The following is a 12,393-nucleotide window of genomic DNA, read 5'->3' as shown; positions in this document are numbered from 1 at the left end:
GCCTCGCGTGAAGCCCGCGCCCGGCGCGCGGGCTCAGCCCATTTCGGCGACGAGGGCGCGCAGGGCGGCGGCCGGTGAGTCGCTGCGCCAGATCTCCTCGCCGATGCCGAAGAAATCGGTGATCGGGGCCAGCTTGCGCACGAGGTCTTCGGTCAGCGCGCCCTCGGCGACCACGGGCACCTCGATCATCTCGCTCCACCACTGGAACAGCTCGGCCTCCGCGATGGTGCCGTCGCCCAGCGGCGTGGTGCCGACGGGACCGAAGGCCACGTAGTCGGCCCCGGCCTCGCCGGCCACGAGCCCGTCGTGCCGCGAAGCGCCGCAGTAGGCGCCCACGATGGCATCGCCGCCGAGGGCCTTGCGCACCTTGCGCAGGGAGCGCCCGCCATCGACGAGGTGCACCCCGTCAAGGCCCAGCCGCTCCACCAGCATCACGTGGCTTTCGATCACCAGCGCGATGTCGCGGGCGTGGCAGACTTCGCGCACCGCGTCGGCGGCGCGGGCGAGGCGGTCTTCGTCCTTGGTGGCAAGCGCCAGGCGCACGCAGGCGATCTCCTCGGCGTCCAGCACGCCGGCAAGGGCGTCGGGAAAGGTGGAAAGTTCGATTTCAGGCGGTGTGATCAGGTAGATCTGCGGGCGCTCGATTTCGGCCATCTGGCGGAGTCCTTCTTTGTCTTGCCGCCCCTATAGCGCGCTTTCGGGGGCTTGGCTACTTCGGCGGCAGGGCCGATGCATGGGCCAGCGCCAATGCCATCCAGAGGCCCCGGCGGCCATCGTCGCCGAGCGCGGCCGCGTCGGTTTCGATCATGCCCCCCAACGGCCGCCCCGTAAAAGACAGCGGGGCCGCGCCCGGGATCGCCAGCGCCTCGGCCTCGCGCGCCTTGCCCACCCGGAACATCGCGCCGCCGGCATGCACGCCGCAGACCATGTTGCCGTTCAGCAGGAAGCACAGCCCGCCGAACATCTTCTTCTCCGTTATGCCGGACTGCCCGGCCAGCTCGTCGCGCATCAGCTGGGCCAGTCCCTCGTCATAGGCCATGTCCGGCTCCTTGATCTCCGGATAGCCGCAGCGTATCACGCGCCAGCCCCGCAACGCCAAGGAAACAGAACAGATGACGCCCGCACCCCAGCCCGCCATGATCCTCGTGCGCCCGCAGATGGGGGAGAACATCGGCGGCGCCGCCCGTGCCATGTGGAACTTCGGGCTGGACCGCATGCGCATCGTCGCCCCGCGCGACGGCTGGCCCAACCAGAAGGCCGTGGCCATGGCCTCGGGCGCCGGCCGCCTGCTCGACGAAGCGCAGCTTCATGACGATCTCGACGGCGCCATCGCCGACTGCAACTACATCTTCGCCACCACCGCCCGAGCCCGCGGCCTCACCAAACCGGTGATGACGCCCGAGCGCGCCATGGCGCACGCCCGCGCCCTGATCGCGGAGGGCAAGAAGGTCGGCGTGCTCTTCGGCCCCGAGCGCGCCGGGCTGGAAAACGAGGACGTCGCCCGCGCCAACGCCATCATCTCGGTGCCCGTCAACCCGCAGTTCGCCTCGCTCAACCTCGCCCAATGCGTGCTGCTCACCGCCTACGAGTGGCGCCGCCAGACCGAGGACGCCATCCCCGAGGTGATGGAGATGGCGAAGACGGAATTCGCCGAGGCCCACGAGGTCACCAAGCTGGCGGAGCACTACGAGCAGCGCCTCGATGAGGCGGGCTTCTTCTTCCCGGAGGCCAAGGCCGAAAACATGAAGACGAACCTGCGCAACCTCTGGTCCCGGATGCCGCTCACCCGCGCCGACGTGCAGGTGTTCCACGGGATGATGCGCCAGATGGTGCGCTGGAAGGAGCGCGGCTGAGCCGCCCCACTTTGTTCCGAAAATATCCCCGCCGGAGGCCCGCCGCGCACAGCGCGGCAAATCGTGCCCGGCGCGGGGCCTTGCCCCGCTCCGGTGCTGCGCCTAGGTTGCGCCGCAGGAAAAATCAGCCGAAGAGACACGCCAGATGAGCCAGAAACGAGCGATCTTCGAAGAGGTCGGCACCGACGAAAAAACGAAGGTGGCCGCGCCGAGCCCCGGTCTGATCGACAAGGACACCGGCGGCGCACGCCGCGCGATCCGAATCTGGCTCATGGTTCTCTTTGCCATGGTGGCGGCGATGATCCTCGTGGGCGGGCTGACCCGGCTCACCGATTCCGGCCTTTCCATCACCGAGTGGAACCTCGTGACCGGCGCCGTGCCCCCGCTGAACGAGGCCGACTGGCAGGCCGAGTTCGACAAGTATCGTCAGACGCCGCAATACGAGCTGATGAACCGCGGCATGACGCTCGCCGAGTTCCAGTTCATCTACTGGTGGGAGTGGGGGCACCGGCAGCTCGGCCGCTTCGTCGGCCTCGTCTGGGCGCTTGGTTTCCTCTTCTTCCTTGCCACCAAACGCATCCCCACCGGCTGGACCCCGCGGCTCCTTGGCCTTGGCGCGCTTGGTGGCCTTCAGGGCGCCATCGGCTGGTGGATGGTCTCCTCGGGCCTGACGGGCCGCATGGTCAGCGTGGCCTCCTACCGGCTCGCGGTGCACCTCGGGCTGGCCTTCGTCATCCTCGGGCTGATCACCTGGTTCATCCTCAAGCTCGGCCGCAGCGAGGCCGCGCTGATGCAGGCCCGCCGCGGCCGCAACCCCAAGCTCTTCTCCATGGGCACGGGGCTGATGCATTTCGCCTTCCTGCAGATCCTGTTCGGCGCGCTGGTCGCCGGGCTCGACGCGGGCCGGGGCTACATCGACTGGCCGCGCATGGCCGGCCAGTGGATTCCCGACGACATGTTCAACTACACGCCGCTCTGGACGAATTTCTTCGAGAACCCCTCGCTCGTACAGTTCATCCACCGGATGCTGGCCTACGGGCTCTTCATCTTCGGTATCGTCGTCTGGCGCCGCGCCCGCGGCAGCGGCAACGAGGCCACCAAACGCGCCTTCGACTGGATGGCGGTGATGCTCTTCGGGCAGGTGGTGCTGGGCATCGTCACGCTGATGCACGCCGCGCCGTGGAACATCGCCATCCTGCACCAGCTTGGCGGCATCGTGCTGTGGGTGCTGATCATCCGCGCCCGCTTCCTCGCCCAATACCCGATCACCCAAACCATCCGGAGCACCAAGGCATGAGCGCTTTCGACGAGCTGATGAGCCACCAACGCGAAACCGAGGCGCTGGGGGCCATCGCCGGCCGTCTGGGCTGGGATCAGGAAACGGTGATGCCGCGCGGCGCCGCGGCCCAGCGGGGCGAGGAGATGGCCGCCATCGAAAGCGTGCTCCACGCCCGCCGCACCGATCCGAGGCTGGGGGAGTGGCTCGCCGCCATCGACGCCACCGCGCTTTCCCAGGCCGATCAGGCCAAGCTGCGCCTGATCCGCAAATCCTACGAGCGCAACACCAAGGTGCCGGCAAAGCTCGCCGCCGCGCTGGCAAAGGAAACCTCGATTGCCCAGGGCATCTGGGCCGAAGCCCGCGCCAACGAGGATTTCGACGCCTTCGCGCCGACGCTTCAGAAGGTGGTCGCCCTGCGCCGGGAGGAAGCCGCCGCGTTGGCCGCCGGCGGCGATCTCTACGATGCCCTGCTGGACGACTACGAACCCGAGGCCACCGGCGCCGAGCTCGAGGCCATGTTCTCCGCCCTGCGCCCGCGCCTCGTCGCGCTGCGGGAGAAGATCCTCGCCTCGGGCAAGGTGCCGGAGCCTCTTGCCGGCGAGTTTCCCGAGGACAAGCAACTTGCGCTGTCGGAAAAGCTCGCCCGCGCCTTCGGCTACGATTTCAATCGGGGCCGGATCGACAAGGCGGTGCACCCCTTCTCCTCGGGGTCCGGGCAGGACGTGCGCATCACCACGCGCACCGCGTTGCATGATCCCTTCAACTGCTTCTACTCCACCATCCACGAGGTCGGCCATGCCGCCTACGAGCAGGGGGTGAGCGAGGATTTCCTGCTCACGCCGCTGGGGCGGGGCGTCTCGATGGGGGTGCATGAAAGCCAGAGCCGCATCTACGAGAACCAGCTCGGCCGGGGCGAAGCCTTCACCGCCTGGCTCTACGGACAGATGCGCGAGGCCTTCGGCGATTTCGGCGTGGCGGACGCGCGCAGCTTCTACCGGGTGGTGAACCGCGTCACCTCGGGCTACATCCGCACCGAGGCCGACGAGATCCACTACAACCTCCACGTCCTGCTGCGCTTCGATCTGGAGCGCAAGATCATCAGGGGCGAACTGGAGGTGGCCGACCTGCCCACCGCCTGGAACGAACGTTTCGAGGCCGATTTCGGCGTGGCCGTGGACAAGCCCTCCAACGGCGTCCTGCAGGATGTGCACTGGTCGGTCGGGCTCTTCGGCTACTTCCCGACCTACACGCTTGGCAACGTCTACGCGGGCTGCCTCAACAAGGCGATGCGCGCGGCCCTTCCCGATCTGGATGCGCAGCTAGCGCAGGGCGATACCTCCGCCGCCACCGGCTGGCTGCGCGAGAGCCTTCAGCAATACGGCGCGCTGCGCAGCCCGAAGGAGACCATCGCCCATGCCTGCGGTTTCGCGCCGTCCGAAGGTCCGCTGCTGGACTACCTCGAGGCGAAATTCGCCGATCTCTACGATCTCTGACGCCACGTCACGCCGCGGCACGCGGGGCAGGCCCTTGCCCGGCGTGCCCGGCTGCGGACAGGATCGGCGTCAAGGAGGATCGCCCATGCCCATCGTGATGGACGCCGAGGCGCTGAACGGCTTTCTGCACGGCGTGTTCGAACAGGTGGCCGATGATTTCATCGTGGAGAGCGTCACCGAGGAGGCGCTGACGGTGCGGCTCCGGGTGAGCGACAAGCACCTGCGCCCCGGCGGCACCATATCGGGGCCGTCGATGTTCGGCCTGGCCGATGTCGCCGTCTATCTCGCGGTGCTCTCGAAGATCGGCCCGCAGGCGCTGGCCGTCACCACCAACGCCGGGCTGGATTTCCTGCGCAAACCGGCGGCCGGGGTGGACCTGATCGCCACCTGCCGCCTGCTGAAGCTGGGCAAGGTGCTGGCCGTGGGCGACGTGCTGATCCATTCCGAGGGCCAGCCCGAGCCGGTGGCGCGCGCCAACATGACCTATTCGATCCCGCCGCGCAAAGGCTGACGCCGCGCCGGCGATTGCACTTCCGGCGGAAAGCGTCCATGAAGGTGCGTCGCGCTGGGGCTGGCCATTCCAACACATGCGGCGGTGCAGGCGCACCCGATGACAGGCCGCGAGCCCTCGCGCAACAGGCGGGGCCAAGAGGGGGCAGCCCAAGATGTCCGATACTCCCGTCCTGCCGCAGGCCGGCCTAGCGCCGCGGGGCGGCGCTTTTTCGCGGCGCGCGCGGCGCGTCCTGCTGGTGCTCGCCGGGCCGTTCTACTTCCTCGCCATCGCCTTCGCGCCCGTGCTCTGCCGCCATCGCGCGGGCTTTCGCGGCTGGTACTGGCGCAGCGTCAAGCGCGCCTGCTCGCGGCTCTTGTGGCTGCTGGGGATCCGCGCCGAGATGAGCGAGGCCGACAAGGCGCGTCTTGCCGGCGATACCGACAGCCTCATCGTCATCAACCACCGCAGCCACCTCGACGGTTTCTGCCTCATGCACGTGGTGCCCGACGAGAAGTGGTTCACCTTCGCCGCCAAGAAGGAGTTCTTCTCCTCCCGGCTGCTGCGGACAGGCTTCACCGCCGCGGGCCTCGTGCCGATCGACCGCAGCAACGGCAAGCTCGCGCTCAAGACGCTGGTCGATGCGGTGAAATCCATGCCCGCGCGCCGGTCCGTGGTGCTGTTTCCCGAGGGCACGCGCAGCGAGGCCGACGTGCTCGGCCCGTTTCGGGCGGGCGCGGTGCTGGCGGCGCGGGAGACCGGGCGGCGCATCCTGCCGATCGTGATCCATGATTCGGACGCGCTGCTGCCGCGCGGACGCTTCTCGCCGAAGCCGGGCACCATCCATCTCGAAGTTCTGCCGGCGATCGATTGCGATCCGGGGGCAAGCGTCGATGACGACGTGGCCCGCCTGCACGGCGCGATGCGGGCGGCGCTTCTGGCCGGCCGGGGCGGGGCATGAGCCGGGCCTGACCGCCTAGGGCTTGCGGGCGATCGCGGTGCCGATGGCCTGGTAGCCGTAGAGCGCGCCTTCCTCGGCGCGCCTGTCGTGTTCCGCGATCAAGGCATCGGCCAGCGTGGTGCCGATCTGGCCGCGCGATTCCATCAGCCGTGCCGTCTGCTCGACCCAGGGCAGCATCTGCTGCGCCGTCACGACCACGCGGCTGTCCACGCCGAAATGGGTGAGCGCGAAGCCCGCATCGCGCATCAGCCCGCGCAGCTTGCCCACGACATGGGGGTCGGTGACGAATTCGGCCACGAAGGCGCGGGCGCAGGCGTCCAGCGGGTCGTTGGCGAAACTCGCCAGCGCCGCCTTCGAGAAATCCACGTCGCAGGCCACGAGCCAGCCGCCGGGGCGGAGCACGCGGAAGGCCTCGGCCAGCAGGGCCTCGGGGGCGGTGACATGGGTCAGCACCGTGTGCATCACCGCGATGTCCACGCTTTCTGCGGAGAGCGGCAGATCCGCGCCGTCTGCCGCGGTGAAGGAAAGGTTGCCGATGCCTTCGGCGCGCGCGCGTGCCTCCGCCACGAAGCCTTCGGAGGGCTCGAAGCCGGTGATCCCGGCCTCCGGGAAGCGCGCCGCGATGCGCCGGGTCACCGCGCCGGCCCCGGCGCCGATCTCGATGATCCGCGCCCCCGGGGGCACCGGGCCGAGGCGGTCAAGGTAGGCCGCTACCACCGCCTCCATCACCGGATCGGCCTGCCGCACCTCCATCGAGTCCGAGAAGACGCGAATGAACTCCGGCCCGGCCGCGTCCACGTCCTGAAATGGATCCGCCATGAAAACCCCTTCCCGCTGAAATGCCGCCCAAGCCTAGCACGGCGGGGGCTTCGGTTGGAAATCCGCGCAAAAAAAGGCCGGGTGCGAGACCCGGCCCAGGAAGAGTCTGTCGTGCGGACGGGGAGTTACGCACGCCAGAATTCGCGCCTGGCTTCCGTCCAGGCCTGTTCACGGGTCAGCCCGATGTCCTTGAGTTCATGGGCTGTCAGCCGGGAGAGCGCCCGGCGGCTTCGGGCGCGGTCCTGCCATTTCGCCAGCACGACGGCCACGGTCAGCGCGATCTGGCTGAGCGGCGGCAGGGGGTGACGGCTTTCCAGGAAGTGGATGTTCCGTGCATGCTGGGAAAGGGGGCGAACCATGATACTCTCCTTCGTGATTTGTATTGATACAATGTAGAATGTTCGCTACAAGTGTATGCATACATACCGTGAATATATCGGTCCAATGAAAGATTGTAATGAATACAATTTGGTTTCCTGATCTCTCCGAAGGCGACGCCCCGAAATACCAGGCGCTGAGCGATGCCATCCGTGCCGCGATCGCGTCCGGGCAGCTGGCGGAGGGCGAGAAACTGCCGCCCGTGCGCGAACTGGCCTGGCAGCTGAAGGTGACGCCGGGCACGGTGGCGCGCGCCTACAAGGTGCTCGTGGATGCGGGCGTGCTGCGGGCCGAAGTGGGGCGGGGCACCTTCGTGGCCGGCCCCGCGCCGGAGCCTTCCGCCGCCGCGCCGGTGCCTGCTCCGGCCCCGCAGGGCGGCCCGGCGCCGCTGGCCGCGGCCACCGCGCTGGACTGGCCCGAAACGGTGGATCTGCGCAGCCCGAAACTGCCCGACTGCGGCCAGTCGGCCCTGATGGCGGAGGCCATGCGCGCGCTCTGTGCCGCACCGCTGCCGGAGCGCTACGGGCGCTACCCGAAACACGCGGGCGAGGCGCCGGCGCGCGAGGCGGTGCGCAACTGGCTCTCCACCGCCGACATCGGCGCCTTCGGGGCCGAAGACATCGTGCTCACCCACGGCGGCCAGAACGCGATCACGCTGATCTTCCAGACGGTCCTGCGGGGGGAGGCGCCCGTGGTCTTCGCCGAAGAGCTTTCCTACGCCGGGTTCCGCCATGCCGCGCGGCTGGCGCGGGCGCGGATCGTGAGCGTCGAAAGCGATGCGGAAGGGATCATCCCCGAGGCGCTGCACGAGGCGATCCACACCCACGGCGGGCAGCTTCTGTGCACCTCGCCCGAGGTCCACAACCCGACGCTCGTGCAGACGACGCTTGCGCGGCGCCAGGAGCTGGCCCGCGTCATCAGTCACCACAAGCTGCACGTGATCGAGGATGACTGCTACCGCATGGGGCAGGGGCGGCTGCCGGGCTATCGGGCGCTGATCCCGGAATGGGCGTGGTATGTCTCGTCCCTCTCCAAGGAGCTCACCCCGGCGCTGCGCTTCGGCTACGCGGTGGCGCCGAAGGGCTGGGCGGAGCGCCTGCGCCGCGCGCTCCAGCATTCCTCCTTCGGCATGGCCGTGCCCGTGGCCGACATCGCGGCCGCCATGCTTGCCGATCCCCGCGCGCGCGGCGTGGCGCAGGCGGTGGAGGCGAGGGTGGACGATTACGTGCGCCGCGCGGTCAACATCCTCGGCGGCTTCGATCTGAGATGGCGGCAGGACGTGCCGCTGATCTGGCTGCGCCTGCCGCGGGGCTGGCGCGCCTCGGCCTTCTGCGTGGCCGCCGAGCGGTCCGGGGTGCTCGTGCGCTCGGCCGATGACTTCGCCCTCATCGACGGCAAGGCGCCTCATGCGATCCGCATCGCGATCAACGGGCAGATTGCACCGGAGCGCTTCGAGCAGGGGCTGGAGGCGCTTGCGGCCCTGCTGGCGGACCCGCAGGACGCGATCGCGGTGTGATGACGCGCAAAATGAGGGGGTAAAATAATACCATATTTACAACCCGCTGTTTTGAAACGTTTTATTGCGGGCTGAGGCTCTTGACTGTGCGTGGGAAACCTTTAGAACCCCGCCATCAGTTCTTCCGCCGGCGCCCGCGCCGTGCGGCTCACTCCCAAACCAGGGTCGAAACCATGAAAACCTTTACCGCTACCCCGGCGGATATCGAAAAGAAATGGATCCTGATCGATGCCGAAGGCATCGTTCTGGGCCGTCTCGCCTCGATCGTCGCCATGCGCCTGCGCGGCAAGCACAAGGCCACCTTCACCCCGCACATGGACATGGGTGACAATGTCATCGTGATCAACGCGGACAAGGTCCAGCTGACGGGCAACAAACGCTCCGACAAGATCTACTACCGCCACACCGGCCACCCGGGCGGCCTGAAGTCCCGCACCGCCGGCCAGATCCTCGAGGGCGAACACCCCGAGCGCGTGGTGACGAAAGCCGTTCAGCGCATGCTGCCGAGCAACCGCCTGTCGCGCCAGCTGATGACCAACCTGCGCGTCTACGCCGGTGCCGAGCACCCGCACGAAGCGCAAAACCCCGAAGTTCTGGACGTGAAGTCCATGAACAAGAAAAACACCCGGAGCTGATCATGGCTGAAGATATCAACACTCTGGAAGAGCTGTCCGCCGTCGTCTCCGGCGACGAAGCCGTGACCGAAACCGCCATCGTGCGCGAGCCCGTCCGCGATGAGCTGGGCCGCTCCTACGCCACCGGCAAACGCAAGGACGCCGTTGCCCGCGTCTGGATCAAGCCGGGCTCCGGCAAGATCACCGTGAACGGCAAGGACCAATCGGTCTACTTCGCCCGCCCGGTGCTGCAGATGATCCTGCGCCAGCCGTTCTCGGTTGCCGGCGTGGAAGATCAGTTCGACGTGGTTGCCACCGTCAAGGGCGGCGGTCTCTCCGGCCAGGCCGGTGCCGTCAAGCACGGGATCTCCAAGGCCCTGCAGCTCTACGATCCCTCCCTGCGCGCGCCGCTGAAAGCCGCCGGCTTCCTGACCCGCGACAGCCGCGTGGTGGAACGGAAGAAATACGGTAAGGCCAAGGCCCGCCGCTCCTTCCAGTTCTCCAAGCGTTAAGCTGCGAGACAGACTTGCTTCGGGCCACCCTTCATCGGGTGGCCCTGCTTGTTTTACGTGCCCCATGGAGCAAGGCATGAGCGAAGCGGACGCGCGCGGCCATCCTCCGAGAGTCATCGCCCACGTCGGCCTGGGGAAAACTGGTTCGACACATCTTCAGCGCGTCGTCTTCAAGCGGTTCGCGGCGGAGACGGGCTGGAGCTATCTCCGTGCCCGCGACATTCAGGAACGCTTGCGGCCAGCCCCCGGTTCCTAAGCCCCCCGCGCGGCTTTCCGTGCCCCGCGATACGCTCATCAGCGCCGAACAACTGGCGGGAATCCACCCTGAAAACTGGGCAATGGCGGCCGAGGCCAACCGGGACTGGCTCGGATCCTCCGCGGAAATCCTCATCACGCTTCGGGAGCCCGACGCGTGGCTTCGCTCCCGCTACCAGCAGGATTGCCACCACGCAGGATGCATGATCCCGCCGCAGGTCTATTTCGGCCGGCACTGCGGGCATCGGGCACAGGATGGAACGCCGCGCCTCGACATGGCCGCGTTTTCCCATCGTCGCCTGATCGATATCTACACCGGTCTCTTTGACCGGGTGTTCATCGTCAAATACGAGGCCCTGGCCGGGATGGCATTCCTTGAGCCCCTGTTCGGCCTTTCGCCCGAAGCGCGGGAGCGGATCGGGGTGACCGCCCGGGCCGGGCGCAGCAACCGCAGCTATTCGGACGGCGCCGTCCGCCTGACGTCCGGCGTCCGGCGGCTCCTGGGGCGCGGCGCGTATACGCCGGAGCGGCCGTTCCGGCCGGGCCTGCGCCACCGCTACTGGCGAAAGCTGATGCAGGGCGGCTTCGATCACGTGGTGCGCTACCGGCGCTTCCGCATCGACTGGGCCGAGATCGAGGCCGCGGACATGCAGATGCTGAAGGCGGAATACGCCGCCATTCCCGAGGTCGCGGAGTTTCGCGCCGGTCAGCTGTCGGCGGTGATCAGCCCCAGCCCGCGCAGGTAGATGCCGATCCCGCTTTCGAGCAGATCCTCGGGCGGGTAGGGCGATTTGGTGCCGGGGGCGCCACGGGCGAAGAGTTCCACCACGCCATGGCTCATTGCCCAGATGTGGGCCGCCACCATGGAGGCCGGCGGGCGTTTCTCGGCCGGGATGTGGGCGGTGAGCTTCTCGGCGGCACGCTCCAGCACCCCGAGCGCGCGTTTCGAGGCGCGGGCCAGTTCGGGGGTGCTGTTGATCGAGATGCCGCTTTCGAACATCGCCACGTAGTGCCCCGGATGACGGCGCGCGAAGGCAAGATAGGCGCGCCCGGTGGCCTCGAAACTGGCCAGGTCGGAGGGCTGGCCGGTCTCGTAGGCGTATTCCAGCAGATCGGCGAACATCTCGAAGCCCTGAAGCGCGGCCTCGGCGATCAGATCCTCCCGGCCCTGGTAGTGGCGGTAGACGGCCGCCGGGGTGACGCCGGCGTTCTTGGCCGCTTCCGAGAGGGTAAAGCCGTTCGGCCCCTTCTCCTCGATCAGGGTGAGCGCTGCATCCATGAGCGCGGCACGCAGGTTGCCGTGGTGATAGCCGCGTTTCTTAGGCATCCCAGAGTTCGGGCCCTCCGCAGATCAGGGGGTCGGCCGTGCCGAGCGCCGCGGTATCCTTTCCGGCGTAGTCGATCGCGCCGAGCACGCTCTGGATCGCCGCGATGCGGGCGCGCCGCTTGTCGTCGGAGCGCACGATCGTCCAGGGGGTGCTCTCCGTGTGGCTGCGCTCGAAGGTTTCGCGGATGGCCTCGGAGTAGGCGTCCCAGAGGGGCAGGCCCTCTACGTCGATCCGGCTGAGCTTCCACTGCTTCAGGGGATCGCGTTCGCGGTCGAGGAAGCGGCGCAGCTGTTCGGCGCGGCCCACGTTGAGCCAGATCTTGAAGAAGTGGAAGCCTTCGTCCACCAGACCCTGTTCGAAGCCCGGAAGCTGGGCGAAGAAATGGGCGCGTTGCTGCGGCGTGCAGAAGTTGAACACATGTTCCACGACGCCGCGGTTGTACCAGCTGCGATCGAAGAAGACGATCTCACCCCCGGCGGGCAAGTGGTTGATGTAGCGCTGGAAATACCATTGCTGCGCCTCCCGGTCGCTGGGCTTGGGCAGCGCCACGGTGCGGGCCGTGCGCGGGTTCAGGTTCTCGCGGAAACGGGCGATGGTGCCGCCCTTGCCGGCCGCGTCCCTACCTTCGAAGATCACAACGACCCGCTTGCCGGTTTCGCGCACGTCGCTCTGTAGCTTCACCAGTTCGCGTTGCAGCGTCTCCATCTGCCGCGCGTAGGCCTTCTTGCCCATGCGTTCTTCATAGGGGTAGCTCTCGGTCACGATGGCCTTGCCGTCCGCCCCCTCAAGGCTGCGCCGGACATCCTCCGGGGCGCCGGAGGCATAATAGCGGCTGATCGCGCCGTCGAATGGCAGGTCCATGGGCCATCTCCCTGTTTTTGCTTATGTAACCATG

General features: G+C 67.8%; 16 protein-coding genes. 10 read left to right on the top strand and 6 right to left on the bottom strand.

Annotated elements, in window-relative coordinates; translation table 11 throughout:
- Positions 1 to 33: 33 nt before the first annotated feature.
- Both PSA7680_RS03305 and PSA7680_RS03300 read right to left on the bottom strand, forming a co-directional pair.
- Positions 34 to 654 carry a thiamine phosphate synthase gene (locus tag PSA7680_RS03305; RefSeq protein ID WP_085867237.1) on the bottom strand — a complete coding sequence of 207 codons (621 nt, stop codon included), beginning with the start codon at positions 652 to 654 and terminating at the stop codon, positions 34 to 36.
- 55 nt (positions 655 to 709) lie between these two features.
- Positions 710 to 1,039, bottom strand: coding sequence for a TfoX/Sxy family protein (locus tag PSA7680_RS03300; protein WP_085867236.1), 330 nt, complete (start codon positions 1,037 to 1,039; stop codon positions 710 to 712).
- Positions 1,040 to 1,112: 73 nt separating this feature from the next.
- On the opposite strand from PSA7680_RS03300, the gene PSA7680_RS03295 reads away from it, so the two are divergent.
- From PSA7680_RS03295 to PSA7680_RS03275, 5 genes are all read left to right on the top strand, one after another.
- Positions 1,113 to 1,853 (top strand): RNA methyltransferase, encoded by a 741-nt coding sequence (locus tag PSA7680_RS03295; RefSeq protein ID WP_085867235.1) that lies wholly within the window; start codon positions 1,113 to 1,115, stop codon positions 1,851 to 1,853.
- A 145-nt stretch (positions 1,854 to 1,998) separates the two neighbouring features.
- A complete protein-coding gene (gene ctaA, locus PSA7680_RS03290; RefSeq protein WP_085867234.1) occupies positions 1,999 to 3,150 on the top strand; it encodes a heme A synthase in 1,152 nt (383 codons plus the stop codon).
- Entirely contained in the window at positions 3,147 to 4,625 is a 1,479-nt protein-coding gene (locus PSA7680_RS03285) for a carboxypeptidase M32 (protein ID WP_085867233.1), read from the top strand. Before ctaA ends, PSA7680_RS03285 begins: the two co-directional genes overlap by 4 nt.
- Before the next feature lie 85 nt (positions 4,626 to 4,710).
- A complete protein-coding gene (locus tag PSA7680_RS03280) occupies positions 4,711 to 5,136 on the top strand; it encodes a PaaI family thioesterase (protein WP_085867232.1) in 426 nt (141 codons plus the stop codon).
- 154 nt (positions 5,137 to 5,290) lie between these two features.
- Positions 5,291 to 6,076, top strand: coding sequence for a lysophospholipid acyltransferase family protein (locus PSA7680_RS03275; RefSeq protein ID WP_085867231.1), 786 nt, complete (start codon positions 5,291 to 5,293; stop codon positions 6,074 to 6,076).
- A 15-nt stretch (positions 6,077 to 6,091) separates the two neighbouring features.
- Here PSA7680_RS03275 and PSA7680_RS03270 read toward each other — a convergent pair whose 3' ends face one another.
- Both PSA7680_RS03270 and PSA7680_RS03265 read right to left on the bottom strand, forming a co-directional pair.
- Positions 6,092 to 6,895, bottom strand: coding sequence for a methyltransferase domain-containing protein (locus PSA7680_RS03270; RefSeq protein ID WP_085867230.1), 804 nt, complete (start codon positions 6,893 to 6,895; stop codon positions 6,092 to 6,094).
- Positions 6,896 to 7,020: 125 nt separating this feature from the next.
- Positions 7,021 to 7,254 carry a DUF1127 domain-containing protein gene (locus PSA7680_RS03265; RefSeq protein WP_085867229.1) on the bottom strand — a complete coding sequence of 78 codons (234 nt, stop codon included), beginning with the start codon at positions 7,252 to 7,254 and terminating at the stop codon, positions 7,021 to 7,023.
- Between the two features lie 98 nt (positions 7,255 to 7,352).
- Here PSA7680_RS03265 and PSA7680_RS03260 point away from each other — a divergent pair, with 98 nt between their 5' ends.
- From PSA7680_RS03260 to PSA7680_RS03245, 5 genes are all read left to right on the top strand, one after another.
- The gene (locus PSA7680_RS03260; RefSeq protein WP_085867228.1) at positions 7,353 to 8,789 is read left to right on the top strand and encodes an aminotransferase-like domain-containing protein; all 1,437 of its coding nucleotides are present in this window, start codon (positions 7,353 to 7,355) and stop codon (positions 8,787 to 8,789) included.
- A 173-nt stretch (positions 8,790 to 8,962) separates the two neighbouring features.
- Positions 8,963 to 9,424 carry a 50S ribosomal protein L13 gene (rplM, locus tag PSA7680_RS03255; protein WP_085867227.1) on the top strand — a complete coding sequence of 154 codons (462 nt, stop codon included), beginning with the start codon at positions 8,963 to 8,965 and terminating at the stop codon, positions 9,422 to 9,424.
- A gap of 2 nt (positions 9,425 to 9,426) precedes the next feature.
- Positions 9,427 to 9,915: a 30S ribosomal protein S9 gene (gene rpsI, locus PSA7680_RS03250; RefSeq protein WP_085867226.1), complete on the top strand. Its 489-nt coding sequence runs from the start codon at positions 9,427 to 9,429 to the stop codon at positions 9,913 to 9,915.
- A gap of 76 nt (positions 9,916 to 9,991) precedes the next feature.
- Positions 9,992 to 10,171, top strand: coding sequence for a hypothetical protein (locus tag PSA7680_RS18470; protein ID WP_139838539.1), 180 nt, complete (start codon positions 9,992 to 9,994; stop codon positions 10,169 to 10,171).
- 19 nt (positions 10,172 to 10,190) lie between these two features.
- A complete protein-coding gene (locus PSA7680_RS03245; RefSeq protein WP_139838538.1) occupies positions 10,191 to 10,916 on the top strand; it encodes a hypothetical protein in 726 nt (241 codons plus the stop codon).
- Here PSA7680_RS03245 and PSA7680_RS03240 read toward each other — a convergent pair.
- Positions 10,877 to 11,497, bottom strand: coding sequence for a TetR/AcrR family transcriptional regulator (locus tag PSA7680_RS03240; RefSeq protein WP_085867224.1), 621 nt, complete (start codon positions 11,495 to 11,497; stop codon positions 10,877 to 10,879). The genes PSA7680_RS03245 and PSA7680_RS03240 overlap by 40 nt on opposite strands.
- Positions 11,490 to 12,359, bottom strand: coding sequence for a polyphosphate kinase 2 (ppk2, locus tag PSA7680_RS03235; RefSeq protein WP_085867223.1), 870 nt, complete (start codon positions 12,357 to 12,359; stop codon positions 11,490 to 11,492). Before ppk2 ends, PSA7680_RS03240 begins: the two co-directional genes overlap by 8 nt.
- Positions 12,360 to 12,393: the final 34 nt, after the last annotated feature.

The sequence above is a fragment of the Pseudoruegeria aquimaris genome, assembly GCF_900172235.1.
Classification (GTDB): Bacteria; Pseudomonadota; Alphaproteobacteria; order Rhodobacterales; family Rhodobacteraceae; genus Pseudoruegeria; species Pseudoruegeria aquimaris.
Note: the sequence above shows the minus strand (reverse complement) of the source record. Positions and strands in the feature narration are given on the sequence as shown.